We start from the raw sequence: 25,405 nt of genomic DNA on the forward strand, positions 1-25,405 counted from the left end.
CAGCGCGAAGAGCGCAAGCACCGCCTGAACCGTGAAATCATGGCCCCTGAGGTTCGCCTCTCTGGTCCTGAGAACGAGCCGCTCGGGGTCGTAAGCCTCATGGAAGCCCTCCGCATGGCGGGTGAGCTGGATGTGGACTTGGTGGAGATTGCCGCAACGGCCAACCCTCCTGTGTGTCGCCTGATGGACTATGGCAAGTTCAAGTATCAGGAGCAAAAACGCGCGGCAGAGGCCAAGGCCAAGCAGACGGTCATCGAGATCAAGGAAATCAAATTCCGTCCCGGTACGGATGATGGTGACTACAACATCAAGATGCGCAACATTCGCCGCTTTCTGGCGGAAGGTGACAAATGCAAGATCACCTTGCGCTTCCGCGGCCGGGAGATCACCCATCAGGAATTGGGGTTGGCCTTGCTCAATCGCATTCGCGATGATTTGGGCGACACCATCCTGATCGAGCAGTTTCCCAAGCTCGAAGGCCGGCAAATGATCATGATGATCGCGCCTGGCAAGAAGAAGCCCGCTGGCAAGCCTGCAGCGGAAGGCGCCACCACCGCTGCTTGAGGTGGCTGGTGAGCTAGGCGTTTAAGTGAATTGACTGGGTCAGCCCCAAGGCTGGCTCGGGCATAGGGGCCGTGAAAGCGGCACCGAACGGCAGGCCAAGGTTTGCCGTCAAAAAGTGACTCGGGGCCAACAAGGTTGCGGATCGGTTCGCAAACGCCTCGCGAGCACAAACAAAAGGAGCATTCACATGCCCAAAATGAAGACCAAGAGCAGCGCGAAAAAGCGTTTCCGCGTTCGTCCCGGTGGTACCGTCAAGCGCGGTCAAGCCTTCAAGCGTCACATCTTGACGAAGAAGACCACCAAGAATAAGCGCCATCTGCGTGGTGCAGTTTCTGTGCATGAGACCAATATGGGCTCCATTGCACAAATGCTGCCTGGTGCTGGCCTTTAATAACGACGAACAAGGAGTACTCACATGCCTCGCGTCAAACGTGGTGTAACGGCCCGTGCCCGTCACAAGAAAGTTCTGGCCCTTGCAAAGGGTTTCCGTGGTCGCCGCGGTAATGTTTTCCGTATCGCCAAACAGGCGGTAATGAAGGCTGGGCAGTATGCCTACCGTGACCGCCGCACCAAGAAGCGCGTGTTCCGCCAACTGTGGATCGCCCGTATCAACGCCGCTTCGCGCGAATTGGGCCTGACCTACAGCCAATTCACGAACGGCTTGAAGAAGGCTGCCATCGAGATCGACCGCAAGATGCTGGCCGACCTCGCGGTGCACGACAAGGCTGCCTTCGGCAGCATCGTGGAGCAAGTCAAGGCCAAGCTGGCTGCTGCTTGAGTTCACGACTGGTAGCTATCTTATTGATAGCTGCTTGCGCAATAAACGCAAGGGCTAGGGCTTGAAAAGGCACTAGCCTTTGTTCATTTCCAAGAGACGATGAGAGTTGGTATGAACGAGTTGGACTCCCTGGTCGAAAGCGCGCGGAACCTGTTCGCGCAAGCCGTCACCCCTGCCGATCTGGAAAATGCCAAGGCGCAGTTCCTGGGCAAGTCGGGGCGCGTGACCGAGCTCATGAAAGGTATGGCCCAGCTGTCCGTTGAGGAAAAGAAATCTCGCGGTGCCGCCATCAACGTCGCCAAGCAGGCCATTGAAGCATCCCTGAACGCAAGCCGAAAAGCGTTGGCGGATGCCGAGCTGGAAGCACAACTGCAGGCGGAATCGTTAGATGTCACCCTGCCCGGCCGTCAACGTGGGCAAGGTGGACTGCATCCTGTGTCCTTGACCCTGGAGCGCATCGAGGGCATTTTCGGCTCGATGGGTTTTGACGTGGCCGAAGGACCTGAGATTGAATCCGACTGGTTCAATTTCACGGCCCTGAACACGCCCGAAGACCATCCGGCGCGCTCCATGCACGACACGTTCTATGTTGAGGGCGGCACTGCCACCGCTCCGAACCTGTTGCGCACGCATACCAGCCCAATGCAGATCCGCCATGCTGTTCAGCATGTCAAAAAAAATCGCGCTTTGATCGACTCGGGCCAGGCCATGCCGGAGATCCGAGTGATTGCCCCAGGTCGCACTTACCGGGTGGACAGCGACGCCACGCATTCGCCCATGTTCCATCAGTGCGAGGGTTTGTGGATCGGCGAAAACGTGAGCTTCAAGGATCTGAAGGTCGTCTTCACCGACTTCTGCCGTACTTTCTTTGAAAGTGATGACTTGGTCTTGCGCTTTCGTCCCAGCTTTTTCCCTTTCACCGAGCCCAGTGCCGAAATAGACATCCAGTTCCAGACAGGCCCCTTGGCCGGGCGCTGGCTCGAAGTGGCGGGCTCTGGGCAGGTGCATCCGAACGTCGTGCGGAACATGGGCCTTGATCCAGAAAAATACATCGGCTTTGCGTTCGGCATGGGCCCTGACCGGCTGACGATGCTGCGCTATGGGGTCAATGATTTGCGCCTGTTCTTTGAGGGCGACATTCGTTTTCTTTCGCAGTTCCAGTAAACCGCAAGCCGCGTTCCATACAGGCGGCCCACCTACCGCAGGGCTGCTGCGCTCAAGAATCACTGAAGACCGAATATGCAATTTCCAGAATCCTGGCTGCGCGAGTTTTGCAATCCTCCGCTTTCGACCGCTGAGCTGGCTGAGACACTGACCATGGCGGGGCTCGAAGTGGAAGAGCTGCAGCCTGTGGCGCCTCCTTTCACGAAGATAGTGGTGGGAGAAATCAAGGAGGCGGTGCAGCATCCAAATGCCGATCGCCTGCGCGTTTGCCAAGTCGATGTGGGGCAGGGTGCTTTGCTCAACATCGTGTGCGGTGCGCCCAATGCACGCGTCGGTATCAAAGTGCCCTGTGCGCTTGTTGGTGCGGAGTTGCCTCCCGGCGAGGATGGAAAACCGTTCTTGATCAAGGTGGGCAAACTTCGTGGCGTGGAAAGTCAGGGCATGCTGTGCTCTGCCAGGGAGTTGAAGCTTTCGGAAGACCATGGAGGCCTTTTGGAACTGGCGCCCGATGCTCCGCTCGGGCAGGACATTCGGGTGCATTTGAACCTGGACGACACGCTGTTCACCCTCAAGCTCACGCCCAACCTGGCACATGCCTTGAGCGTCTATGGCATTGCGCGCGAAGTCTCTGCGCTGACTGGATCGCCGCTGAAGCCGCTGCAATTTCCTGCGGTCCCGGTGGGCCATGGCGACGTTTTGCCGGTCAAGATCAGTGCCTCGGATCTGTGCGGGCGCTTCTCAGGACGTGTCGTTCGCAATATCAACACGCAAGCCGCAACTCCGCAGTGGATGCTGGACCGGCTGGCACGTTGCGGGCAGCGAAGCGTTTCCCCATTGGTCGATATTTCCAACTATGTGATGTTCGAGTTGGGCCGCCCCTCTCACATTTTTGATTTGGACAAAATTCACGGCGCCTTGGATGTGCGTTGGGCGCGTGCCGGTGAAGAGCTCAAGCTGTTGAATGGCAACACCGTCGCCCTTGATGAAAAGGTGGGTGTCATTGCGGATGCAAGCCAAGTCGAATCGCTAGCTGGCATCATGGGCGGCGATGCGACGGCAGTGTCGAACGACACCCGCCATATCTACATTGAAGCCGCTTTCTGGTGGCCCAAGGCCGTTGCTGGCCGCTCGCGCCGCTATAACTTCTCGACCGATGCCGGACATCGTTTCGAACGTGGCGTGGATCCCAGCCAGACCGTGGAGCACATTGAGCGCATCACCCAGTTGGTGATCGACATCTGCGGCATGCCTGAAACCGTTTGCGGGCCGATGGATGACCAGTGTCCGAACGTGCCTGAAGCCAAGCCCGTCACCCTCCGCGTTGCCAGAGCCGTCAAGGTGATCGGCATGCCATTGACGCAAGAGCAGTGTGCCGATGCGCTGGGGCGCCTGGGACTGCCGGTGACCTCCGGCGAGGGCACGTTGACGGTGCTGCCGCCTCCCTATCGGTTCGATCTCGCGATCGAGGAAGATCTTATTGAAGAAGTGGCCCGCATGGTGGGCTACCAGCAATTGCCTACCACGCCGCCATTGGCGCCCATCACGCCCAAGCTGCGTGCCGAAGCGCGGCGGGGGCCTTTTGCCGTGCGTCGTGCATTGGCGGGGCTTGGATACCAGGAAACCATCAATTTCAGCTTCGTAGAGGAGCATTGGGAGCATGAGTTGGCGGGCAATCCGCAGCCCATCCGTTTGCTGAACCCCATTGCCAGTCAAATGAGCGTGATGCGCTCGTCGCTGTTGGGCTCCTTGCTGCAGGTTTTGAAGTTCAACCTGGACCGCAAGGCGCCGCGTGTGCGGGTCTTCGAATTGGGCCGGGTCTTTCTGCGCGATACCTCCGTTGCGGGGTCCGATACCACGGTAGAGGGTTTTCATCAGCCCATGCGCGTGGCTGGCCTCGCGTATGGCGCATCCGATGTCCTCCAATGGGGATGCAAAGAGCAGGGGGTGGATTTCTTCGATGCCAAAGGTGATGTCGAGGCACTGCTTGCTCCCCTGAAGCCCGTTTTTGAGCCTGCAACGCACCCGGCCATGCACCCTGGCCGCTGTGCCCGCGTGCTGCTGGATGGCCAAGCCATTGGGTTCATCGGGGAGTTGCATCCTCGGTGGCGCCAATCCTGGGAACTTCCCCAGGCTCCGGTCATGTTCGAGTTGGAACTCGATGCGGTCATGCAGCGGCAAATCCCTCGATTTCATGCGGTGGCCAAGCACCAAGCGGTCGAGCGGGATCTGGCAGTGGTGGTTGCCGAGCGGGTCACGCACGCCGATGTGATGGCAGCCATTCAGGCTACCGTGCCTCCTACACGGCTTCGCGCAGCGGTATTGTTTGATGTGTTCCGGCCCAAGCCTTTGCGTGATGGCGAAGCAGCTGTTGGTGGTCTCGCCAGCGGTGAAAAGAGCTTGGCCGTGCGCCTGACGCTGGGGGCTGACGGTGCCACGCTGACAGATGCTGAAATCGAGGCGACGATTCAGTCGGTGGTCGAGCAACTGTCGAATCGTACCGGTGCGAGGTTACGGTGATGATGCTGAACGGGAGCGCTGACGTGATGGAATTTGCGGTAGAAAGCCTGGAAACCCCTGCGTTGACGAAGGCGCAGCTGGCAGACCTTCTGTTCGATCACATTGGGCTGAATAAACGTGAATCGAAAGACATGATCGATGCTTTTTTCGATCTGATTGCGCAGCGCCTGGTGGACGGTCAAGACGTGAAGCTGTCGGGCTTCGGTAACTTTCAGATCCGCACCAAGGCCCCGAGGCCAGGGCGAAATCCCCGGACGGGCGAGGCGATCCCGATCCAGGCTCGCCGCGTCGTGACCTTCCACGCCAGCAGCAAACTCAAGGAGCAGATCCAGAACGCGGGCGCTGCTGGCTGAAACGCTGTCTCTTTCCCGCCTGCCTCTGAACGGAAGTGGCTGGCGCCTTTGTTCCGGCTGCAGTACGCTGCTCGTTTATTCGCTAGAAACCGCGTCCCATGGGTACACCGCTTCCTCCCATTCCGGCCAAACGGTATTTCACCATTGGGGAGGTGGCCGCGTTGTGTGGCGTGAAACCCCATGTTTTGCGCTATTGGGAGCAAGAGTTCACCCAGCTTCGCCCGATGAAGCGCCGGGGGAACCGTCGCTACTATCAGCATCATGAAGTGCTCATGATTCGCCGGATCCGAGACCTGCTGTACGAGCAAGGTTTCACGATCAGCGGTGCGCGCAACCGGCTACAGGAGGTCGATTCCCAGCCTTCCGAGTTGAATAGTCACTCTTCTTTTGCTATGCAGACGGTAGCTGGGGCAGGCTTGGCTAGTTCCTCAACGGCGCTACCTTCGGTCTCCATCTTGGATGCGCAGGACCTGCGGCGGGAATTATTTGAAATTCGTGCACTGCTTTCTTTGAGCTAAGATTTTTGTGCATATAATCTAAGTCTTGTCGGCGTGTAGCGCAGCCTGGTAGCGCACTTGCATGGGGTGCAAGGGGTCGCGAGTTCGAATCCCGCCACGCCGACCATTTATAAAAAAATCAACGGGCTACCGCCAAAAGCGGTAGCCCGTTTTTTCTTGTCTTGTCCCGCACTTCGTTTGCTGCATCCCACCGCAAGACGGCGACCTCCCCCTTTTCTTCCAGTGTCAGCCTCCTAGTCCTTGGCGAGCTGCTCAGCAAAACTCAAGCTTGGCCCGTGCCGCTAGTTTGTGCTTTCGGGTAATTGATCAACGATGCCGTAGAAAGCTCGCGAAACGTTCAGCAATGCAAACGTCGCTTCGCAATACGCTTAGCCCCTATAAAAAAGGTGGAGGGCAGGGATGAACGATCGGGCGATATGGCCGGCAAGCATGGGGGCGTTGACCCGTTTTGAGCCGCAAAGCTGGAGGGTAAATGCAACACAGGAGGTTTCCTACGAAGTGCGTCAGGTCGATGGCATCTTCACACCCAACTCCCTTCAATTGATCACTTGTGGCAAGGCGAAGCCCTGTTCACGCCAAGTCATTGTGATCGACGCGCATGTGGACCAAATCTACGGAGATGAGATGCGTGCCTACTATGCTCATCATCGGGCTGACGTTTCCATCCTGAGCCTTTCGGTTTCAGAGGAATCGAAAGACCTGGATTCAGCATTGATGATTGCTCGCCATATCGAAACTGCAGGTGTGCTGCGTCGTTCTGAGCCCGTGGTTGCTATCGGCGGCGGAGTATTGCTGGACCTGGTTGGATTTGCTGCTGGCTTGTATCGGCGGGGCATTCCTTACGTCAAGGTTCCTACCAACGCGATGGCGCTGTGGGATGCCGCAGTCGGCATCAAGACCGCCGTGAATGCGCTTGAGCGTCGAAATCGCTTGGGCTCATACCATGCGCCAACCTTGGCCTTGCTGGATCGCAGCTTTCTATCGACGGTGGAGTCCCGCGAACTGTCCAATGGGATGGGAGAGTTGCTCAAGCTCGCGGTGATCAAGAGCCCCCGTTTGTTCGACCTGCTGGAGCGGCATTCCGAGATGCTGCTGCTGACACGATTCCAGGACGCGATCATTGCTCCGGAAGTCATCGGTTTGGCGGTTGAAGGCATGCTGGAGGAGTTGGCTCCCAACCTGTGGGAACTCACGCTGGATCGATGCGTCGATTTTGGGCACTCGTTTGCACCCCTTCTCGAGATGAAGGCCCTGCCTGAACTGCTGCACGGCGAGGCAGTCGCTCTGGATGTGCTGTTTTCTTGCCGTTTGGCGCGCGCTAGAGGACTCCTTTCTGACCGGGACGTTCATCGGGTCGTGCGTGTGATGAAATCCATGCAGTTGCCTTTGCGGCATCGCTTCTTCGAACAGCCCGGCTTGCTTCAGGAGGCGCTGGAGGACACGATGCGTCATCGTGACGGGAGACAGCGATTGCCTCTGCCTGACGGGATTGGTGCATGCTGCTTTGTGAATGATGTGGATGCCCATGCCATTTGCGCTGCTGCCAAGGAGATGGCACATGCAGACGCTTGAAACCGGTCTCTCGCGGTTGAGCGCCTGCCAGGCGCAGCAATTGGTGCAGAGCGCGCTGATCACAGGATTGGACGAAGGCTTGGCCGTCTCGGCTGCAGCAGTAGACAGCTCAGGACACTTGCTGGCGTTTGCCCGTGCGGATGATGCCTTTCTGGGATCGATCGACGCGTCGATTGCGAAGGCGCGGACGGCAGTTTATTTCCGCAGGGACACCGCCACGATGCAGCAGGCGCTGGAACAGGGCAAGACCGCTTATCTCGCTCTGGCCGACGTTCTGCCATTGGAAGGCGGCGTTCCACTCCTGGTCGGAGGAACGTTGGTGGGCGGACTCGGAATCAGCGGCGCCGCGTCTGTGCAGGATGGGGTGCTGGCCCGGGCCATTGCATCGTTGCTGAACTCGTTGTCAGGTCGGACCACATGAACGCTTTCAAGGAAAGAGTGGTGCTGGTGACTGGAGGAGGCACTGGCATCGGGAGGGCGACGGCGATGGCTTTCGCCAAGCAAGGCGCCCAGGTGGCCATTGCAGGGCGCACGGTGTCGTCCTGCGCGGAAACCGCAAAGATGATTCTGGATGCTGGCGGCATCGGCTTTGCGGTCGCCTGCGATGTTTCCAGCGAAAACGACGTCATGAATCTGATGGACGAAGTCGAGCGCCGTCTTGGCGTGGTGGACATCGCTTTCCTGAATGCGGGCGTCGGAACGGCCTCGGCCATCGTCGATCAAGACATTGATGCTTTTGAGGCGGTCATGCGCACAAACTGCACCGGGCTCATGCTGTGCATGAAGCACTTGCTGAGACCGATGTACGAACGTCGCTCGGGTTGCATCGTCAACAACCTTTCTGTACACGCCCATCGCACGATTCTGGAGGGGACTGGCGCGTACACCGCGTCAAAGCATGCGGCCCTTGCACTGACGAAGGCCGCCGCAGTCGAGGCGGCGACCTATGGCGTGCGTGTGAATGCCGTGTCCCCTGGGCCGATTTCCACAGAGATGCTGGCCCGCTCCAGTGCCGTTTCTGGAGGCCTCGAGGGCTGGGCGCAGCGTCTGCCCATGAAGCGCGTTGGTGAACCGCATGAGGTGGCGCAGGCCGTGCTCTGGCTCTGCAGCCCTGAGGCGTCATTTCTGACAGGTGCGGTCGTTCCAGTGGACGGTGGGTTTCTCTCACTTTGAAGCCCGGCCATGACATGGATTGTTTTGGGCCTGCTTGCGGGTCTGGTGCTGGGAACCTACGATTTTTTGACCAAGCTCGCGCTCAAGGAAAAAACAGTTCTGGAGGTGGTGTTTTGGTCATCCGTTCTTGGGGCGCTGATCTGGATACCTTTCTTCTTCCTACCCACCGTGTGGGCGGGCTCTTTGCAACCGATGGGTTTGTACCCCGCAGCGTTGACCACAGCCGAGCAACTGGCCTTGCTACCCAAATCCGCAATGATGGTGGTCACTTGGGTTCTGTCGTATTACTCGGTCAAATCATTGCCGCTTTCGATTTCCGCTGGCGTGCGCGCTTCGGGCCCCCTCTGGACGGCGGTAGGAGCCATCGTTTTTCTATCCGAGCAACTCAACTGGTGGCAGTGGCTGGGGCTCGCGGTTTCCATGGGTTCCTATTATTTGTTTTCGTTGATTGGGCAAAAAGAAGGCATCAGTTTCCAGCGCAACGGCTGGGTGCTTTGCATGCTCGCAGCCACATTGCTGTCGTCTGCCAATGCGCTTTACGACAAGCACATTCTTGCGACCCTTCAACTGGATTTGGCCGCGGTTCAAGCGTACTCGGCGGTTCAGCGCGGTGGGATGGCGCTGCTGCTGTTGCCGTGGGTACTCGGAACGCTGGAATGCCGAAGCCTGCTGTCCCGAAATTGGGCGGTGCCCGCCATCGCCGCAGCCTATGTACTGGCCGAGTTCATTTATCTGACCGCCGTGCAAACCGAAGGGGCACTGATCTCGGTGATATCGGTGCTTCGGCGAACCAATCTGGTCATGGTGTTTGCCTTGAGCGCTCTGTTTTTTGCCGAGCGATTCATCCGGCAAAAAATATTGGCGATTGCAGGTGTTCTGGTCGGTATCGTGCTCACCATCGTTCATTAGCCGTCCTGGACCAGAGAGCGAATCCAATGGATCACCGTGCTGCCATGGCGAGAGATCATGGCCCGTTCCGATGCAAGCAAAAAATACGACTGCTCAGAAGGAATGGCGATGTCGGAGACCTGGACCAAGCTGCCGTTTTGAAGGAGACCTTTGACAAGGGAACGTCGGCCCAGCGCGATTCCTTGCAGATTGAGAGCCGCATCCAACATGAAACCAGTGTCGGAATACGTCAGCGTCCGCTGTGCCGGAGAAATCTGTATCCCTGCTTTTGTCAGCCAGGGCTCCCAAGGCTGCCTGCTGTGGGACAGAAATACCGCGCGTTTGAACAGGTCAGCGACGCTGTGTGTATTCCACTGTTTCAGGTAAGCCGGAGCTGCCACGGGAAACCATTCGTCCTCCAGCAACGGTTCGCAATGATGGGCTTGAGGGCGGGCCTTGGCGAACCGGATGGCAATGTCTGCCTCCCCTTGGTCAATGTCTACTTTGCAAGTCGTCGGCGACACCTCGATGGAAACGGCGGGATGCAAGCGCTGAAATTCCGTGAGCGCAGGCACCAACCGAAAGCGCGCAAAGGAGGGCAATACGCTGATCCGGATGACGCTGCGCTCTTGAGCGAAGCCAGAGAAAGCGGCCTCCAGCGTGTCCAGCGAGTCTTTCATTCGTTGATGCAGATACTCGCCCTCAGTGGTCATTGCGACCGAGCGAGTGGTCCGCATGAACAAACTGCTGCCCAGCAGGCGTTCAAGTTCACGAATCCGGTGGCTCACAGAACTGTGGGAAATGTTCAGCTCATCCGCCGCTTTGTTGAAGCTGCGCATGCGCGCTACAGCGTCGAAAGCAAGAATCAAATGGATGGGAGGTATCTTTCGCATGGACGCGGATAAGGAAAATTCGAAGGAAAGATTCCATATCGGGATCGATCTGGGTGGGACAAAAATCGAAGGCATCGTACTCGACCATCAATATCGAGAATGCCGGCGAATCCGAATGGAAACCCGATCCAGCGATGGATATGCCAATGTTTTACAGCGCATTATCGAAATCCATTCCCAGCTGGCGATGGTGGCTTTGGGTAAAGAGGTGACATTGGGAATCTGCACTCCTGGATCCATCTCGAAAACCAACGGGCTGTTGAAAAATTGCAATGCAACCGAATTGAATGGGCATCCTTTGCAGGCAGATCTGCTTCAGCGTCTGGGCCGTCCGTTCACGATGGAAAACGATGCCAATTGCTTTGCGATCGCAGAAGCCCGCCATGGCGCGGGCAGCGGGCACGGCTGTGTGCTGGGAATCGTGCTCGGCACGGGAGTGGGGGCAGGCATCGTAGTCAATGGGCACCTTTGGAGCGGGCGTCATGGCATTGCCGGTGAGTGGGGCCATATGTCTGTCGATCCCAATGGACCTCCTTGCTACTGCGGCCGCAAAGGGTGTGCCGAGCGCTATCTGAGCGGGGCAGCCTTGGAGGCCAACTACCAGCAGTCCACAGGCCAGTCTGCCGATGCAGCCCGCATCGTCGAAATGGCGCGGCGGGGTAACAAAGCTGCGTTCGACGTGTTGGACCAGTTTCTCAGCCGGTTTGCCGGAGCGGTCGCCAACGTGGTTGCCGTGCTGGACCCGGATGCCATCGTCATTGGCGGCGGACTTGCAAGCATCGATGAACTGTACGAAGAAGGTGCCCTGCGGTTGCAGCGGATGGTTTTCAACGATGCCTTTCATACCCCGGTGCTACGCAATAGGCTCGGCAACTCGGCGGGCGTGATCGGCGCTGCCATGGTGGGGGTTTGACGTGCGTGTGGTCACGATTGGCGGTGCCACCCTCGATATCGTGGTTGCAGGAGCGAATACAGCGCTTGGCCCCGGAGCCAAACATGACGTGGCCAGCATAGGCTGGTCGATGGGCGGAGGTGCGGTGAATGCTGCGCTGGGGTTTGCTGCCTTTCACGCGCACGTGATTGCCTTGTGCGCCGTTGGTGCGGATGTGGAAGGCCGATGGTTGCGTGATACGTTGATCCGGCAAGGCATTTCGGTGGAAGGCGTACAAACCATTCCCGGATGCGCCACGGGTAAAGCCGTGATCCACCTGGACCCGCAGGGCGAGGCTGCCGTGTTCGCACAGCGTGGTGCCAGCACCCGGCTGTCGTTGAAGGGGGCGGCTGCGATGCTCATGCAAGCAGACGTGGTGTATATCTCTGCATTGGCAGATGCAGCCACTGTCCAATTGAACCAGACACTGACCGAGCCTTCGTGCCATCCTTTTCGTTTGGCGGTCAATCCGGGCGCACGTCAGTTGCGGCAATCGCCACACCTTTTGGAGCCGTCATTGCAAGCGGCAGACTTGATTTGCTTGAATGCAGTCGAAGCACAACTGCTGGCAGCCAGCAGGAAATTGGCCTGCACAGGAGATCTGAGCGCAAGCGACGCCGTAGAGCTCGCTTGTGCATTGGCGCATCGTCCGGCGCAATGCGTGCTGATTACCCTCGGAGCTGACGGGGCCGCGTTTTTCGATGGGTCGAAGGGACACTATCACCCTGCAGAGCGCGTAGCCGTCGTTTCCACGTTGGGCGCTGGAGATGCTTACGCGTCGGCCTTTGCTTTTCACTGGTTTTCAGGCCATGGCGCCAGCGCGTCCTTGCTGGCCGCCAATCGCAGCGCTGCCGTCGTGCTTCAAGTCGCTTCTGCAAATCAGGCAACTTTGGCCATGTAGAAAATCACCGGAGCGAACTGGCGAACAAATAAAAAAGCCACCCGAAGGTGGCTTTTTTATTTCCCGGCTTGGAGTCGGAACTGTTTTTGGCGGAGAGGGCGGGATTCGAACCCGCGGTGGGGATTAGCCCACACACGCTTTCCAGGCGTGCGACTTAAACCGCTCATCCACCTCTCCGAAGCCCGCGATTGTAGCAGCGGTTTTGGCCTGTTTTTTGAAAATCGTTGAAGGCTGCCGCTCAGGTCGCGCGCTGGGTGGTTTGAACCATCTTCATCGCAGAGCCGATGAGGGCGGACACCTCGCTCATGTTGCTGGGCACGATAAGGGTGGTCGTCGCATCTGCGGCCACCTTGCCGTAAGCGTCCACGGCCCGCTCTGCCACCTTCAGCTGCACGGCCTGCTCGCCGCCCGGTTGCCGGATGGCCGCCGCGATGCGTTCGATGGCCTGTGCCGTGGCTTCTGCCACCGCGGTGATGGACGCGGCCTCACCCTGTGCGTTGTTGATCTGCGCCTGCTTTTCGCCTTCGGAACGCGCAATGAATGCTTCGCGCTCGCCGGTGGCGATATTGATCTGCTCCTGCCGGCGGCCTTCCGATGCGGCGATGAGGGCGCGCTTTTCCCGCTCCGCCGTGATCTGGGCCTGCATGGAGCGCAGGATTTCAGCCGGCGGGGTGAGGTCCTTGATTTCGTAGCGCAGCACCTTCACGCCCCAATTCAGCGCGGCCTCGTCGATCGCCTGGACGATCTGGGCGTTGATGATGTCGCGTTCTTCGAACGTCTTGTCGAGTTCGAGCTTGCCGATCACGCTGCGCAGCGACGTTTGCGCCAGTTGGGTCACGGCCATGATGTAGTTGCTGGAGCCGTAGCTGGCGCGCATGGGGTCGGTCACCTGGAAGTAGAGGATGCCGTCCACCTGCAACTGGGTGTTGTCACGCGTGATGCAGACCTGGCTGGGCACATCGAGCGGAATTTCCTTGAGGCTGTGCTTGTAGGCCACGCGATCGACGAAGGGCACGAGGAAGTTCAGTCCTGGCGTGAGGGTGCCGGCATATTTGCCCAGCCGTTCCTTGACCCAGGCGTTCTGTTGCGGAACCACCTTCACCGAGCGTGCGATGAAGATGCCGGCGATGACGACGATGACGAGGGCAATGATTTCCATGGGGTCCTTTGCGATGGTGAAGATTCGGGGCGGTATGCCACTGTGCAGGATCGTGACGGAGAGACTCAGGCCTTGTCGACCAGCAGGCGGTTGCCGATGACTTCCGCCACGCGATGCAGACCGGAGGAGGGCGCGTTGCCGGGTCGCAGAACCACTGTCCATTGGGCGCCGCGGTAGCGCACCTGCGCGGTGCCGTCGGGATTCCATATCTCCACGTTCACGGACTCGCCCACGTCCATGTTCACGTCGCGGTTGCTCGATGCAGGCTGGGCGCCAGGGCTTTTCTTCCTGAACACATAGCAGCCCACCACACCCGCCGACCCGACAGCGGCGGCGGCCAGCAGTTGCACCGCGACCGAGGCGCCCGCATGGGCTGCGAGCGCGCCCGCGGCCAGGCCCACGGCCAGCATGAGCAGGTAGAACGTGCCTGTGAAAAGCTCCACGGCAACGGCCCCTCCCGCCATCAGCCACCAGAGGGTGGATTGCTCTATCACTGCATGCTCCTCGATGTGTTTAGTGCACCACATTCTGGGTCAAAAGACCGGACCGTCAAAGGCGTGACAACGTTATTCCTTACACTTCGCGCCTGTTTCGTTTTTTGAGCCCGCTCGCTCGGAGGCTGCGCATGAAATTCCGCTTTCCCATCATCATCATCGATGAGGACTATCGTTCCGAGAACACGTCGGGTCTGGGCATCCGCGCGCTGGCGCAGGCCATCGAATCGGAGGGCTTCGAGGTGCTGGGGGTCACAAGCTACGGCGACCTGTCGCAGTTTGCGCAGCAGCAAAGCCGCGCGAGCGCTTTCATCCTGTCGATCGACGACGAAGAGTTCACCCTCGGCTCGGGCCTGGACCCCATCGTGCTGAGCCTGCGCAACTTCATCGCCGAAGTGCGCCGCAAGAATTCCGACGTGCCGATCTACGTGCATGGCGAAACCAAGACCAGCCGCCACCTGCCCAACGACATCCTGCGCGAGCTGCACGGCTTCATCCACATGTTCGAGGACACGCCGGAGTTCGTGGCCCGCCACATCATCCGCGAGGCCAAGAGCTATCTGGAGGGCGTGCAGCCGCCGTTCTTCAAGGCCTTGCTGGACTATGCGGAAGACGGCTCCTACAGCTGGCACTGCCCTGGCCACTCGGGTGGCGTGGCGTTTCTCAAGAGCCCCGTGGGGCAGATGTTCCACCAGTTCTTCGGCGAGAACATGCTGCGCGCCGACGTGTGCAATGCGGTCGAAGAACTGGGCCAGCTGCTCGACCACAACGGCGCCATCGGCGAGAGCGAGCGCAATGCCGCGCGCATCTTCAATGCGGACCACTGCTTTTTCGTGACCAACGGCACCAGCACGTCCAACAAGATGGTGTGGCACCACACGGTGGCGCCCGGCGATGTGGTGGTGGTGGACCGCAACTGCCACAAGTCCATCCTGCACAGCATCATCATGACGGGCGCCATTCCGGTGTTCATGAAGCCCACGCGCAACCACTTCGGCATCATCGGCCCGATTCCCCAGTCGGAATTCGAGCCCGAGGCGATCCAGGCCAAGATCCGCGCCAATCCGCTGCTCAAGGGCGTGGATGCGAAGGCCGTGAAGCCGCGCGTGCTCACGCTCACGCAGTCCACCTACGACGGGGTGCTCTACAACACCGAAACCATCAAGGGCATGCTCGATGGCTACGTGGACAACCTGCACTTCGACGAAGCATGGCTGCCCCATGCGGCGTTCCACCCGTTCTACGGCAGCTACCACGCGATGGGCAAGAAGCGCGCGCGGCCCAAGCACTCGGTGGTGTATGCCACGCAGTCCATCCACAAGCTGCTGGCAGGCATTAGCCAGGCCAGCCACGTGCTGGTGCAGGACTCGCAGACGGTCAAGCTCGACCGGCCGCTGTTCAACGAGGCGTACCTCATGCACACCTCGACCTCGCCGCAGTACAGCATCATTGCCAGCTGCGATGTGGCCGCCGCGATGATGGAGCCGCCCGGCGGCACCGCGCTGGTCGAAGAGAGCCTGCTCGAAGCCTTGGACTTTCGCCGCGCGATGCGCAAGGTGGAAGAGGAGTTCGGCAAGAACGACTGGTGGTTCAAGGTGTGGGGGCCGGACAAGCTCGTGGACGAAGGCCTGGGCCGCGCCGAGGACTGGGTCATCCGCAGCGACGGCAAAGGCAAGAAGAACCACGCCAGCAAGTGGCACGGCTTCGGCCAACTGGCCGACGGCTTCAACATGCTGGACCCGATCAAGTCCACCATCGTCACGCCCGGCCTGAACCTGGATGGCAAGTTCGACGCGAACGGCATTCCCGCATCCATCGTGACCAAGTACCTGGCCGAGCATGGCGTGGTCGTGGAGAAGACGGGGCTCTACAGCTTCTTCATCATGTTTACCATCGGCATCACCAAGGGCCGCTGGAACACGCTGCTGACGGCGCTGCAGCAGTTCAAGGACGACTACGAGAAGAACCAGCCGATGTGGCGCATCCTTCCGGAGTTCTGCCAGCAGCACAAGAAATACGAACGCATGGGCCTGCGCGATCTGTGCCAGCACGTTCACCAGCTCTACGCCAAGTACGACATCGCACGCCTGACCACGGAGATGTACCTGTCGGACCTGACGCCTTCGATGAAGCCGAGCGACGCCTATGCGCACATCGCGCACCGCAAGACCGAGCGCGTGGAAATCGATGCCCTGGAAGGCCGCATCACGACGAGCCTGATCACGCCGTACCCGCCTGGCATTCCGCTGCTCATTCCGGGCGAGGTCTTCAACAAGAAGATCGTGGACTACCTCAAGTTTTCGCGTGAGTTTTCCAAGCTGTGTCCGGGTTTCGAAACCGACATCCACGGCCTGGTGGAGATCGAAGACGACAACGGCAACGTGCGCTATTACGCCGATTGCGTGGCAGCCGCGCCCCAGGCGGCGCCTGCACGCAAGAGCCGCAAGAACGCCCCTGCCGCACAAGACATCGTGCAGGTGGGCAGCGACGGACCGTTCGGCCGCACGATCTGATCGCCGCGCGGCGCGCTGGATATCCCTTTTGAAAAAGCCCGGCGGCGCGAAAGCGCCTCCGGGCTTTTTGTATGGGAATGTCAACGCGTGAATCCAAGCGGCCGCCAGGCCCGTATGAGTGTTCAGCCGCTCGAATTGTCGGGCGGCGTCAGACCACCAACTACCGGAGATTTGCAATGACCTTCCGCCTGAATGCCCGCCTGGCTGCCGCCGGCCTCACGCTCGCCCTGTCTGCTGCCGCAATGCCGGCCCTCGCGCAAGTGACCGTCGGTGGCGCGCCGATGTACCCCACCAAGGACATCATCGACAACGCGGTGAACTCCAAGGACCACACCACGCTGGTCGCCGCCGTGAAGGCTGCAGGCCTGGTGGACACGCTGAAGGGCCCTGGACCCTTCACGGTGTTCGCGCCCACCAACGCCGCGTTCGCCGCATTGCCTGCTGGCACGGTGGACACGCTGCTCAAACCCGAAAACAAGGCCACGCTGACCAAGGTGCTGACCTACCACGTGGTGGCGGGCAAGGTCGATGCGGCATCGCTGTCGAAGATGATCGCCGATGGCAAGGGCTCGGCCAGCTTGAAGACCGTGGCCGGTGGCATGCTGACCGCCAAGGCCAGCGGTTCCACGATCGCGCTGACGGATGAAAAGGGTGGCACGTCCAATGTGACCATCGCCGACGTGTACCAGTCCAACGGCGTGATCCATGTCGTGGACAAGGTGCTGCTGCCCAAGTAAGCCGAAGCGACAGGGCCGTTCTGTTCGCATTGCCGGTTCTGGGTGACTCCCAGCCGGTGCGAACCCTGCCAGAAAAAGCAAAGCCGCAAACGCGCCCATTGAGAGCGCCTTTGCGGCTTTCGTTTTGGCGCTGGGGCAGGCTAAGGGGCGGCGGTGTGCATGTCCTCGCGCACGCGCAGGAAGCTGGCGAAGCGCGGCAGACCGCCCTCGTGCGTGCCGCGAAAGCGGTAGGTCACCCAACTGCCCAGGGGCGGTGGATGATCCCGGTCCGCATCGGTGAAGCCCGCGCCCAGCTTGAATCGCTGGCCGCCGGGCATCTCCACCAGCAGCGCCCCCATGCGGCCCCGGTGCCGGCCTTTGCCGGGCACGTGGCCCACGACCCGCGCTTCGGTGTCCTCATGGGTCTTGAGCTTGATGAGATCATCCCCGCGGCCGGCTTGGTACAGCGACGCCCCACGGTGCAGCATCAGCCCTTCGCCCCCGTCGCGCACCGTGCGGTGCAGCAGGGCCTGCAACCGGGCATCGGTGGCGATGCGCTGCTGGGGCACGGCCTGCACCCAGGGCTGGCCGATGCGGGCCACGGCGGCCTGCAATGCCGGCAGGCGCTCATCGAAAGGGCCGCCCTGCGCAGGCAGATCGAACACCATGAACTGCAGGTGGCGCCAGGCCGTGTCGTCGGGCCGCCGCTGCCGCACGGTGGACTGCGCCTGGGCGAAGCGGCCCCGGCCGGCCCACAACTCGCCATCCATCGGGATCGCGGGCCAGCCCTGAGTGAACCAGGCGGGCGCATTCACCCGCTCGCCACCGCGCGTGTGCAGCTGATGTCCGTCCCAGTAGCCGCGCACCCCGTCGTACTTTTCGCTCACCCAGTAGTCCGCCAGCGGCAGCCCGGCACGGTAGATGTTGGCCAGGAGCAGTGGCGGCGGCGAGGCGGGCGATACCGGCGTCGGGGGTTGCGCCCAGGCCGGCAGCGCGCCGCAGACCAGCAGGACGGTGATGGCAATGCGGCGCAGCATGGGATTATTTTGCTATTGTTTTAATAGCGACATGCCCTAGGGAAATATGCGCTGGTGGCCGATTTGGCTCAAACCTCAGGACAGTTCGGCGCTTTCTCGGCTGATGCCGCCCGTTTGGCTGAAGCCGCCGTCCACGTACATGATCTCGGCCGTCACGCCGCTGGCCAGGTCCGACAGCAGGAAGGCGGCGGCGTTGCCCACGTCTTCGATCGTCACGTTGCGGCGCAGGGGCGAGGCGCCTGCGACCACGCCCAGCAGCTTGCCGAAGTCCTTGATGCCGCTGGCCGCCAGGGTCTTGATGGGTCCGGCGCTGATGCCGTTGGCGCGCATGCCGCGCGGGCCCAGCGATTCGGCCAGGTAGCGCACGCTGGCCTCCAGGCTGGCCTTGGCCAGGCCCATGGTGTTGTAGTTGGGCACCGTGCGCAGCGCGCCCAGGTAGCTCAGGGTGACCACGGACGATTTATCGTTGAGGTAGGGCAGGGCGGCCTTGGCCATGGCGGGAAAGCTATAAGCGCTGATGTCGTGCGCGATGCGGAACGACTCGCGCGACAGCCCTTCGAGGAAGTCGCCGGCGATCGCCTCGCGCGGCGCGAAGCCGATGCTGTGCACGAAGCCGTCGAACTTCGGCCAGGCCTGCGACAGGTCGGCGAATAGGCGGTCGATCTGCTCGTCGCTGCCCACGTCGCAATCGAAGATGAGCTTGGAGTCGAACTCGGCAGCGAAGTCGGTGATGCGGTCCTTGAAGCGCTCGCCGACGTAACTGAAGGCAAGTTCTGCGCCTTGTGCGTGGCAGGCGCGGGCGATGCCGTAGGCGATCGAGCGGTTGGACAACACGCCGGTGATAAGCAGCTTCTTGCCGGTCAGAAAACCCATGTTTCTTCTCCTGTGGAATGCGGGGGATTGGGGGCGTGGCGGCGGCGTGTGCGCCGCTGATAGACCCACCGGGGCATGTGACATGCGACCCGTCGGGGCGCAGCCAGCTAGTGCAGAATTGTCGCATGCGTCTTTGGCCGATCTTGTTGCTGTGGGGGAGTGCGATGCCCGTGTGGGCGGGACACGCCTATGCGCTGTGGGGCGAGCCCCGGATGCCTGCGGGCTTCGACCACTTCGGGTACGTCAACCCCGACGCGCCCAAGGGCGGCGAACTGCGGCTGGTGAGCAACCTGCGCGTCTCCACCTTCGACAAATACAACCCGTTCACCATCAAGGGCAATTCCCCGGCCTACCTGTCGGACCTGATGTTCGATACGTTGCTCACCGGCTCGCTGGACGAGACCGCCACCGGCTACGGCCTGCTGGCGCAGGACGTGGAGGTGGCCGCCGATGGCCTCTCGGTGGTGTTCCGCCTGCGGCCCGAAGCGCGCTTTCACAACGGCAAGCCGGTGCTGGCACAGGATGTGAAGTTCAGCTACGACACGCTGATGGGTCCCTACACCTCGCCGGCCTACAAGACGGCGCTGTTCGACGTGGCGGGCATCGACGTGATCGACGACCGCACGGTGCGCTACCGCTTCAAGCACCCCAACCGCGAGCTGCCGCTCACGGTGGGCGGGCTGCCGGTCTTCAGCCGCGACTGGGGCGTGCAGAACGGCAAGGCCAAGCGCTTCGATCAGGTGGTGATGGACATCCCGATCGGCAGCGGCCCCTACAAGATCGGGCCGGTGCGCTTCGGCAAGGACATCACCTACGTGCGCGATCCCGGCTACTGGGCGCGCGATCTCAACGTGCGCAAGGGCACCGCCAATTTCGACCGCATCCTGGTGAAGATCTACCGCGACAACACGGCGCGACTGGAGGCGCTCAAGGCCGGTGAGTTCGACCTGATGCGCTTTTTCAGCGCGGGCGACTGGGCCCGCCGCGTCACGGGACGCAAGTTCGATACCGGCGAGCTGGTCAAGGGCGATTTCGCGCACAAGCTGCCTTCGGGCTTCCAGAGCTACGTGCTCAACACGCGCCGCCCGCTGCTGCAGGATGCCCGCGTGCGTGAAGCGCTGGGGCTGGCCTACGACTTCGAGTGGATGAGCCGCCAGCTGTTCTACGGCGCCTACCAGCGCATCAACGGCCTGTTCGGCAACACCCTGTGCGAGACCCGCGGCACGCCCACGCCCGAGGAACTGGCGCTGATGGAGCCCTGGCGCCAGAGCCTTCCCGCCAGCGCCTTCGGCCCCATGACCATGCCGCCGCGCACCGAGGGCGGCACGACGCTGCGCGACAACCTGCGCCGTGCGCAGGCCCTTTTGAGAGAGGCGGGCTGGGAGGTCAAGGACGGCGCGCTGCGCAACGCCCAAGGCCAGGCCATGGTGCTGGAGTACCTGGACAGCAGCGAGGGCGGCGTGCGGTCGCTGTCGTCATGGATCCGCAACCTGCAAAAGCTCGGCATCACGCTGAACTTTCGTGCGGTGGATTTCGCGCTCTATCAGCAGCGCCTGAGCAAGTTCGACTTCGACATCACCACCATCGCGTACCAGGGCACCAACAACCCGGGGCAGGAGCTGGCCGACATGTTCGGCTCGCAGGCGGCGGACACGGAAGACTCGGGCAACTTTCCCGGCGTGAAGAGCAAGGCCGTGGACGCGATGATCCGGGGCATCGTGTCGGCCAAGACGCTGGACGAGTTGCTGCCCGCCTGCCATGCCCTGGAGCGCGTCATCGCGCACGGGCACTACCTGATTCCCCAGTACACGGCGCCCTCGCACCGCATGGTCTATAACGCCTGGCGCCTGGAGCGGCCGGCCACGCTGCCGCCGTATTCCACGGGCGAGGCCTGGGCCATCGACACCTGGTGGGCCCGCATGCCGCCCCAGACGGCGCCGGACCCCGCGCGGCGCTGATCCGCCCGCACCCCCCGGCCCCGTCCTGACCTGCCCACATTCCGACCCTCACCGCCGCCATGTTCGCCTACATCCTCAAGCGCGTGCTGCTCATGCTGCCCACCCTGCTCGGCGTGCTGCTGCTGACCTTCGTGGTGATCCAGTTCGTGCCCGGCGGCCCCGTCGAGCAGTACCTGGCCGAGTCCAAGGCGGGCATGGGGCGCGGCGGCGGCGGGGCCGAAGGCGGAGGCCTGGCTTACCGGGGGGCGCAGGGCGTGGACCCGAAACGGCTGGAGCAGATCAAGGCGCTCTACGGTTTCGACAAGCCGGCGCATGAGCGCTTTTGGCAGATGCTGGGGCAATTCGCGCGCTTCGACCTGGGCCGCAGCTTCTTTCAGAACAAGGACGTGTGGCAGCTCGTGAAGGAAAAGCTGCCCGTGTCGATCAGCCTGGGCCTGTGGACCTTCTTCATCAGCTACCTCGTGGCCGTGCCGCTCGGCGTGGCCAAGGCGGTGCGGGCGGGCTCGCGCTTTGACTTCGTCACCACGCTCATCGTGCTGGCGGGCTACGCCATCCCCGGCTTCGTGCTGGGCGTGGCGCTGCTGGTGATCTTCGGCGGGCAACTGCAGTGGTTCCCGCTGCGGGGGCTCACCTCGGCGAACTGGGACGAGATGACCTGGGGGGCGCGCATCGTGGACTACCTGTGGCACATCACGCTGCCGGTCACGGCGATGGTGCTGGGCAGCTTCGCGGTGACGGCCATGCTGACCAAGAACGCCTTCCTCGAAGAGATCCGCAAGCAATACGTGCTCACGGCCCGCGCCAAGGGACTGTCGGAGCGGCAGGTGCTGTGGAAGCACGTGTTCCGCAATGCGCTCATTCCCATCATCACGGGCTTTCCGGCAGCGTTCATCGGGGCGTTCTTCGCCGGCTCGCTGCTGATCGAGACGCTCTTCTCGCTCGACGGCCTGGGCCTGCTGAGCTACGAGAGCGTGATCCGGCGCGACTACCCCGTGGTGCTGGGCACGCTGTATCTCTTCACGCTGATCGGACTGGTGACCAAGCTGGTGAGCGATCTTTGCTACGTATGGGTGGACCCGCGTGTCAAGTTTGACTAACCCCCCTGAGCCGGCCGATGGCCGCCCCCGCGATGGCGCCGTGCCTGCACCCTCGCTCTCGCCCGGCCGCCGTGCGTGGCGGCGCTTCAAGCGCAACCGGTTGGGCTACTGGAGCCTGATCCTGTTCAGCGCGCTGGTGGCCTTGAGCCTGGTGGCCGAGCTGATCAGCAACGACCGCCCCTTGATCGTGCGCTACGAGGGGCAGACCTACCTGCCCATGCTGCACGACTACTCCGAAAAGACTTTCGGCGGCGATTTCGACACGCCCACCGACTACCTGGACCCCTTCATCCGCGATCGCCTGCGGCAAGGCAGCAACTGGGCGCTGTACACCCTCAATCCGTATGGCCCGAACACGCTGAACTATTTCGCGAAATCGCCCAACCCGTCCGGCCCCACGGCGCAGAACTGGCTGGGTACGGACGACCGGGGCCGCGACCTGCTCGCGCAGCTGATCTACGGCTTTCGCGTGAGCGTGCTTTTTGCCATCGCGCTCACGGTGGTGGGGGTGCTGCTGGGCGTCATCACCGGGGCGATCCAGGGCTTTTTCGGGGGCAAGACCGACCTGGCGTTCCAGCGCTTCATCGAGATCTGGGGCTCGATGCCCGAGCTGTACCTGCTCATCATCTTCAGCGCCGTGTTCGCCCCCAGCGTCGGCCTGCTGCTGGTGCTGCTGTCGCTGTTCGGCTGGATGGGCCTGTCGGACTACGTGCGTGCGGAGTTCCTGCGCAACCGGCAACTCGACTACGTGAAGGCCGCCCGCGCGCTGGGCGTGCCCAATGGGCAGATCATCTGGCGCCACATCCTGCCCAACAGCATGACGCCGGTGGTGACCTTTCTGCCGTTTCGCATGAGCGCGGCCATTCTGGCGCTCGCCTCGCTCGATTTCCTGGGCCTGGGCGTGCCACCCGGCACGCCGTCGCTGGGCGAGTTGCTCAACCAGGGCAAGAACAACATCGATGCCTGGTGGATTTCGCTGTTCACGTTCGCGGCGCTGGTGGTCACGCTGCTGCTGCTCACCTTCATGGGCGACGCGCTGCGCGATGCGCTCGATCCCCGCAAGGCAGACCATTCATGAGCGACGCACGCCTGCGCGGCACCGCGCCTTCCATCCCGCCGTCCCCGTCTTCTCCGCAGTCCCCACTGCTGCAGTTGCAGGACCTGCGTGTGCGCTTCGGCGACAAGGAGGTGGTGCGCGGGGTCAGTTTCGACATCGCGGCCGGCGAGAAGCTCGCGTTGGTGGGCGAATCCGGTTCTGGCAAAACGATTACCGCGCTGTCGATCCTTCGGCTGGCGGGCGATGCGCGCATCACCGGCCGCGCGCTGATGGACGGGCACGACCTGCTGGCCCTGTCCGAGCGCGAGATGCGCGGTGTGCGCGGCGGCGATATCGCCATGGTGTTCCAGGAGCCCATGACGGCACTCAACCCGCTCATGTCGGTGGGTGACCAGGTGGCCGAGGTGCTGCAGCTCAAGCAGGCGCTCTCGCGTGCGCAGGCCGGGCAGGCGGCCATCGAGTTGCTGGCCAGCACGGGTATTCCTGAGCCGGCCCGGCGCGCGGGCGCGTTTCCGCACCAGCTGTCGGGCGGGCAGCGCCAGCGCGCGATGATTTCCATGGCGCTGGCCAGCCGCCCGCGCCTTTTGCTGGCTGACGAGCCGACCACCGCGCTGGACGTGACGCTGCGCGGACAGATCCTCGACCTGCTGTCCGACCTGCAGCGCCAGACCGGCATGGCCGTGCTGCTCATCACGCACGACCTGCACCTGGTGCGCCAATTCGCCGACCGTGTGGCGGTCATGGAGCACGGGGTGCTGGTGGAGTCTGGCGCGGTGTCGGACGTGTTCCGTGCGCCGCAGCATGCATACACGCAGCGCCTCATCGGCAGCGTGCCGCGCCGCGACGTACTGGATGCAGCGCCTTCGCCCACCGCCGTGCCTGCCGCGCAGGCGCACGCGCTGCGCGTGGCCTATGCCACGCCGCTGCCGGGCATCCGTGGCTGGTTCCGGCGCGGAGAGTTCGTGGCGGTGAAAGGCGCCGATTTTTCCATCGGACCCGCGCGCACCTTGGGCGTGGTGGGCGAATCGGGATCGGGAAAATCCACCCTGGCACAGGCGCTGCTGGGGCTGCTGCCGTACCAGGGCGAGCTGCGGATCGCAGGGCAGGGCTGGCAATTGCCGGCCCAGCGCAACACCCCGGAGAACCAAGCCTTGCGCCGTCAGGTGCAGGTGGTGTTCCAGGACCCGTTTTCCTCCCTGTCGCCGCGCCTGACCGTGGAAGAGATCGTGGGCGAGGGCCTGCGGGTGCACGAGCCCGGCCTGTCGCCCGCCGACCGCCGCGCGCGCGTGCAGTCGGCGCTGGAGGATGTGGGCCTGACCGAGGCGCAATTCCCCGGGTTGCTGGCGCGTTATCCGCACGAGTTTTCCGGCGGGCAGCGCCAGCGGCTGGCGATTGCGCGCGCGCTCATCCTGAGCCCCCGGCTGCTGGTGCTGGACGAGCCCACCAGCGCCCTGGACGTCACCATCCAGCAGCAGGTGCTGGCGCTGCTGCAGCGGCTGCAGAAGGAGCGCTCGCTCAGCTACCTGCTCATCACGCATGACGTGGCGGTGATCCGTGCGATGGCGCACGACGTGATTGTGATGAAGGACGGCGAGGTGCTGGAGTCGGGCCCGGTGCAGGCGGTGCTGGATGCGCCCGGGCACCCCTACACCCAGCGGCTGGTGTCTGCGGCCGGGCTGGATGGGGTGGGTTGAACCGGATTTGGGGTGTTTTCGGCCCTATGCCGGGGCATTGATTGCCCTATTTGCTATCAATTAAATAGCAAAACGCTGGCTTGAGGCGTTGGGGCGCGCCGCATGTCCGGGCGGTGGGCCGGGCGCCGGGCGCGGCGATCAGGCGAAGGTATCGACTTGCGTGCCCAGGGTGGCGGAGGCGGCGGGTGGGGTCTTCTTCTTGTCGGCCGACTGCTGCAGCTCCATGGCCTTTTCCATGGCCTTTTGCTGCTGCTCCTGCTGCTGGGCCTGCTGGATGGCTGCGATCTGCTGCTGCACGAGCTGGATCTGGTTCTGCAGCGCCTGCAGCCTCTGCTGCTTGGCTTTGGCGTCGCTGGGGTCGGACGCCTGGCTGGCGTCTGCCGACGCCTGCTTGAGATCGGCCGTGAGGTCCTTGAGCTGCTTTTGAAGCGCCGCGATGTCACCGCTCGATTGGCCCGAAGCGCGGCTCCCCGAAACGCTGGTGGAAGAGGTGCTGGAGGCGGAGGAGATGGACAGGGACATGAACGAGGTATCGGCTGGTCGGGGGTGGAACTG

At 62.1% G+C, this 25,405-nt stretch carries 25 protein-coding genes and 2 tRNA genes; 20 read left to right on the forward strand and 7 right to left on the reverse strand.

Annotated features, from left to right (window positions below; genetic code table 11):
* The first annotated feature begins 39 nt into the window (after nucleotides 1–39).
* The 12 genes from infC (at nucleotide 40) to M5C98_RS09215 (ending at nucleotide 9,548) form a co-directional block, all read left to right on the forward strand.
* Nucleotides 40–564: a translation initiation factor IF-3 gene (gene infC, locus M5C98_RS09160; protein ID WP_272552311.1), complete on the forward strand. Its 525-nt coding sequence runs from the start codon at nucleotides 40–42 to the stop codon at nucleotides 562–564.
* 187 nt (nucleotides 565–751) lie between these two features.
* On the forward strand, nucleotides 752–955 hold the full coding sequence (rpmI, locus tag M5C98_RS09165) for a 50S ribosomal protein L35 (protein WP_092745026.1): 204 nt from the start codon (nucleotides 752–754) through the stop codon (nucleotides 953–955).
* 24 nt (nucleotides 956–979) lie between these two features.
* On the forward strand, nucleotides 980–1,342 hold the full coding sequence (gene rplT, locus M5C98_RS09170; protein WP_092745027.1) for a 50S ribosomal protein L20: 363 nt from the start codon (nucleotides 980–982) through the stop codon (nucleotides 1,340–1,342).
* A gap of 111 nt (nucleotides 1,343–1,453) precedes the next feature.
* A complete protein-coding gene (pheS, locus tag M5C98_RS09175) occupies nucleotides 1,454–2,506 on the forward strand; it encodes a phenylalanine--tRNA ligase subunit alpha (RefSeq protein WP_272552313.1) in 1,053 nt (350 codons plus the stop codon).
* A gap of 75 nt (nucleotides 2,507–2,581) precedes the next feature.
* Nucleotides 2,582–5,023 (forward strand): phenylalanine--tRNA ligase subunit beta, encoded by a 2,442-nt coding sequence (gene pheT, locus M5C98_RS09180; protein WP_272552314.1) that lies wholly within the window; start codon nucleotides 2,582–2,584, stop codon nucleotides 5,021–5,023.
* Entirely contained in the window at nucleotides 5,023–5,376 is a 354-nt protein-coding gene (locus M5C98_RS09185) for an integration host factor subunit alpha (protein ID WP_272553225.1), read from the forward strand. Before pheT ends, M5C98_RS09185 begins: the two co-directional genes overlap by 1 nt.
* Before the next feature lie 98 nt (nucleotides 5,377–5,474).
* Nucleotides 5,475–5,894, forward strand: a complete 420-nt coding sequence (locus tag M5C98_RS09190; RefSeq protein WP_272552315.1) for a MerR family transcriptional regulator — start codon at nucleotides 5,475–5,477, stop codon at nucleotides 5,892–5,894.
* Between the two features lie 29 nt (nucleotides 5,895–5,923).
* Nucleotides 5,924–6,000: transfer RNA gene (locus tag M5C98_RS09195), tRNA-Pro, on the forward strand.
* A 293-nt stretch (nucleotides 6,001–6,293) separates the two neighbouring features.
* Nucleotides 6,294–7,466, forward strand: a complete 1,173-nt coding sequence (locus M5C98_RS09200) for a sedoheptulose 7-phosphate cyclase (protein WP_272552316.1) — start codon at nucleotides 6,294–6,296, stop codon at nucleotides 7,464–7,466.
* Nucleotides 7,453–7,887: a GlcG/HbpS family heme-binding protein gene (locus M5C98_RS09205; protein ID WP_272552317.1), complete on the forward strand. Its 435-nt coding sequence runs from the start codon at nucleotides 7,453–7,455 to the stop codon at nucleotides 7,885–7,887. The genes M5C98_RS09200 and M5C98_RS09205 overlap by 14 nt, the downstream gene beginning before the upstream one ends.
* A complete protein-coding gene (locus M5C98_RS09210; RefSeq protein WP_272552318.1) occupies nucleotides 7,884–8,639 on the forward strand; it encodes an SDR family NAD(P)-dependent oxidoreductase in 756 nt (251 codons plus the stop codon). The genes M5C98_RS09205 and M5C98_RS09210 overlap by 4 nt, the downstream gene beginning before the upstream one ends.
* 9 nt (nucleotides 8,640–8,648) lie before the next feature.
* Nucleotides 8,649–9,548, forward strand: a complete 900-nt coding sequence (locus M5C98_RS09215; protein WP_272552320.1) for a DMT family transporter — start codon at nucleotides 8,649–8,651, stop codon at nucleotides 9,546–9,548.
* Here M5C98_RS09215 and M5C98_RS09220 read toward each other — a convergent pair.
* Nucleotides 9,545–10,366 (reverse strand): LysR substrate-binding domain-containing protein, encoded by an 822-nt coding sequence (locus tag M5C98_RS09220; RefSeq protein ID WP_272552321.1) that lies wholly within the window; start codon nucleotides 10,364–10,366, stop codon nucleotides 9,545–9,547. The two genes, M5C98_RS09215 and M5C98_RS09220, sit on opposite strands and share 4 nt — an antisense overlap.
* On the opposite strand from M5C98_RS09220, the gene M5C98_RS09225 reads away from it, so the two are divergent.
* Nucleotides 10,329–11,333, forward strand: coding sequence for an ROK family protein (locus M5C98_RS09225; RefSeq protein ID WP_272552322.1), 1,005 nt, complete (start codon nucleotides 10,329–10,331; stop codon nucleotides 11,331–11,333). The genes M5C98_RS09220 and M5C98_RS09225 overlap by 38 nt on opposite strands.
* Before the next feature lies 1 nt (nucleotide 11,334).
* Nucleotides 11,335–12,252: a carbohydrate kinase family protein gene (locus M5C98_RS09230; RefSeq protein ID WP_272552323.1), complete on the forward strand. Its 918-nt coding sequence runs from the start codon at nucleotides 11,335–11,337 to the stop codon at nucleotides 12,250–12,252.
* A gap of 87 nt (nucleotides 12,253–12,339) precedes the next feature.
* Here M5C98_RS09230 and M5C98_RS09235 read toward each other — a convergent pair.
* The 3 genes from M5C98_RS09235 to M5C98_RS09245 form a co-directional block, all read right to left on the reverse strand.
* A tRNA-Ser gene (locus M5C98_RS09235) sits at nucleotides 12,340–12,429 on the reverse strand.
* 61 nt (nucleotides 12,430–12,490) lie between these two features.
* Nucleotides 12,491–13,411: an SPFH domain-containing protein gene (locus tag M5C98_RS09240; protein ID WP_272552325.1), complete on the reverse strand. Its 921-nt coding sequence runs from the start codon at nucleotides 13,409–13,411 to the stop codon at nucleotides 12,491–12,493.
* A gap of 65 nt (nucleotides 13,412–13,476) precedes the next feature.
* Complete coding sequence (locus M5C98_RS09245) at nucleotides 13,477–13,902, reverse strand: NfeD family protein (RefSeq protein ID WP_272553227.1); 426 nt, start codon at nucleotides 13,900–13,902, stop codon at nucleotides 13,477–13,479.
* Between the two features lie 134 nt (nucleotides 13,903–14,036).
* Here M5C98_RS09245 and M5C98_RS09250 point away from each other — a divergent pair, with 134 nt between their 5' ends.
* On the forward strand, nucleotides 14,037–16,418 hold the full coding sequence (locus M5C98_RS09250; protein ID WP_272552326.1) for an arginine/lysine/ornithine decarboxylase: 2,382 nt from the start codon (nucleotides 14,037–14,039) through the stop codon (nucleotides 16,416–16,418).
* A gap of 176 nt (nucleotides 16,419–16,594) precedes the next feature.
* Entirely contained in the window at nucleotides 16,595–17,155 is a 561-nt protein-coding gene (locus M5C98_RS09255) for a fasciclin domain-containing protein (RefSeq protein ID WP_272552327.1), read from the forward strand.
* Between the two features lie 140 nt (nucleotides 17,156–17,295).
* Here M5C98_RS09255 and M5C98_RS09260 read toward each other — a convergent pair whose 3' ends face one another.
* Nucleotides 17,296–18,171: a DNA ligase gene (locus tag M5C98_RS09260; RefSeq protein WP_272552329.1), complete on the reverse strand. Its 876-nt coding sequence runs from the start codon at nucleotides 18,169–18,171 to the stop codon at nucleotides 17,296–17,298.
* A gap of 75 nt (nucleotides 18,172–18,246) precedes the next feature.
* Nucleotides 18,247–19,044 carry an enoyl-ACP reductase FabI gene (gene fabI / locus M5C98_RS09265; protein ID WP_272552330.1) on the reverse strand — a complete coding sequence of 266 codons (798 nt, stop codon included), beginning with the start codon at nucleotides 19,042–19,044 and terminating at the stop codon, nucleotides 18,247–18,249.
* Between the two features lie 125 nt (nucleotides 19,045–19,169).
* On the opposite strand from fabI, the gene M5C98_RS09270 reads away from it, so the two are divergent.
* From M5C98_RS09270 to M5C98_RS09285, 4 genes are read left to right on the forward strand one after another with little or no spacing between them, the layout of a single operon-like run.
* Nucleotides 19,170–21,002, forward strand: coding sequence for an extracellular solute-binding protein (locus M5C98_RS09270; RefSeq protein ID WP_272552332.1), 1,833 nt, complete (start codon nucleotides 19,170–19,172; stop codon nucleotides 21,000–21,002).
* Between the two features lie 59 nt (nucleotides 21,003–21,061).
* Nucleotides 21,062–22,099 (forward strand): microcin C ABC transporter permease YejB, encoded by a 1,038-nt coding sequence (locus tag M5C98_RS09275; RefSeq protein WP_272552333.1) that lies wholly within the window; start codon nucleotides 21,062–21,064, stop codon nucleotides 22,097–22,099.
* Nucleotides 22,092–23,177 (forward strand): ABC transporter permease, encoded by a 1,086-nt coding sequence (locus tag M5C98_RS09280; RefSeq protein WP_442867250.1) that lies wholly within the window; start codon nucleotides 22,092–22,094, stop codon nucleotides 23,175–23,177. The genes M5C98_RS09275 and M5C98_RS09280 overlap by 8 nt, the downstream gene beginning before the upstream one ends.
* On the forward strand, nucleotides 23,174–24,850 hold the full coding sequence (locus M5C98_RS09285; protein ID WP_272552335.1) for an ABC transporter ATP-binding protein: 1,677 nt from the start codon (nucleotides 23,174–23,176) through the stop codon (nucleotides 24,848–24,850). Before M5C98_RS09280 ends, M5C98_RS09285 begins: the two co-directional genes overlap by 4 nt.
* A 138-nt stretch (nucleotides 24,851–24,988) precedes the next feature.
* Here M5C98_RS09285 and M5C98_RS09290 read toward each other — a convergent pair whose 3' ends face one another.
* Nucleotides 24,989–25,372 (reverse strand): FlxA-like family protein, encoded by a 384-nt coding sequence (locus M5C98_RS09290; protein WP_272552336.1) that lies wholly within the window; start codon nucleotides 25,370–25,372, stop codon nucleotides 24,989–24,991.
* Between the last annotated feature and the right edge of the window lie 33 nt (nucleotides 25,373–25,405).

Source organism: Acidovorax sp. NCPPB 3576, assembly GCF_028473605.1.
Lineage (GTDB): Bacteria > Pseudomonadota > Gammaproteobacteria > Burkholderiales > Burkholderiaceae_C > Paracidovorax.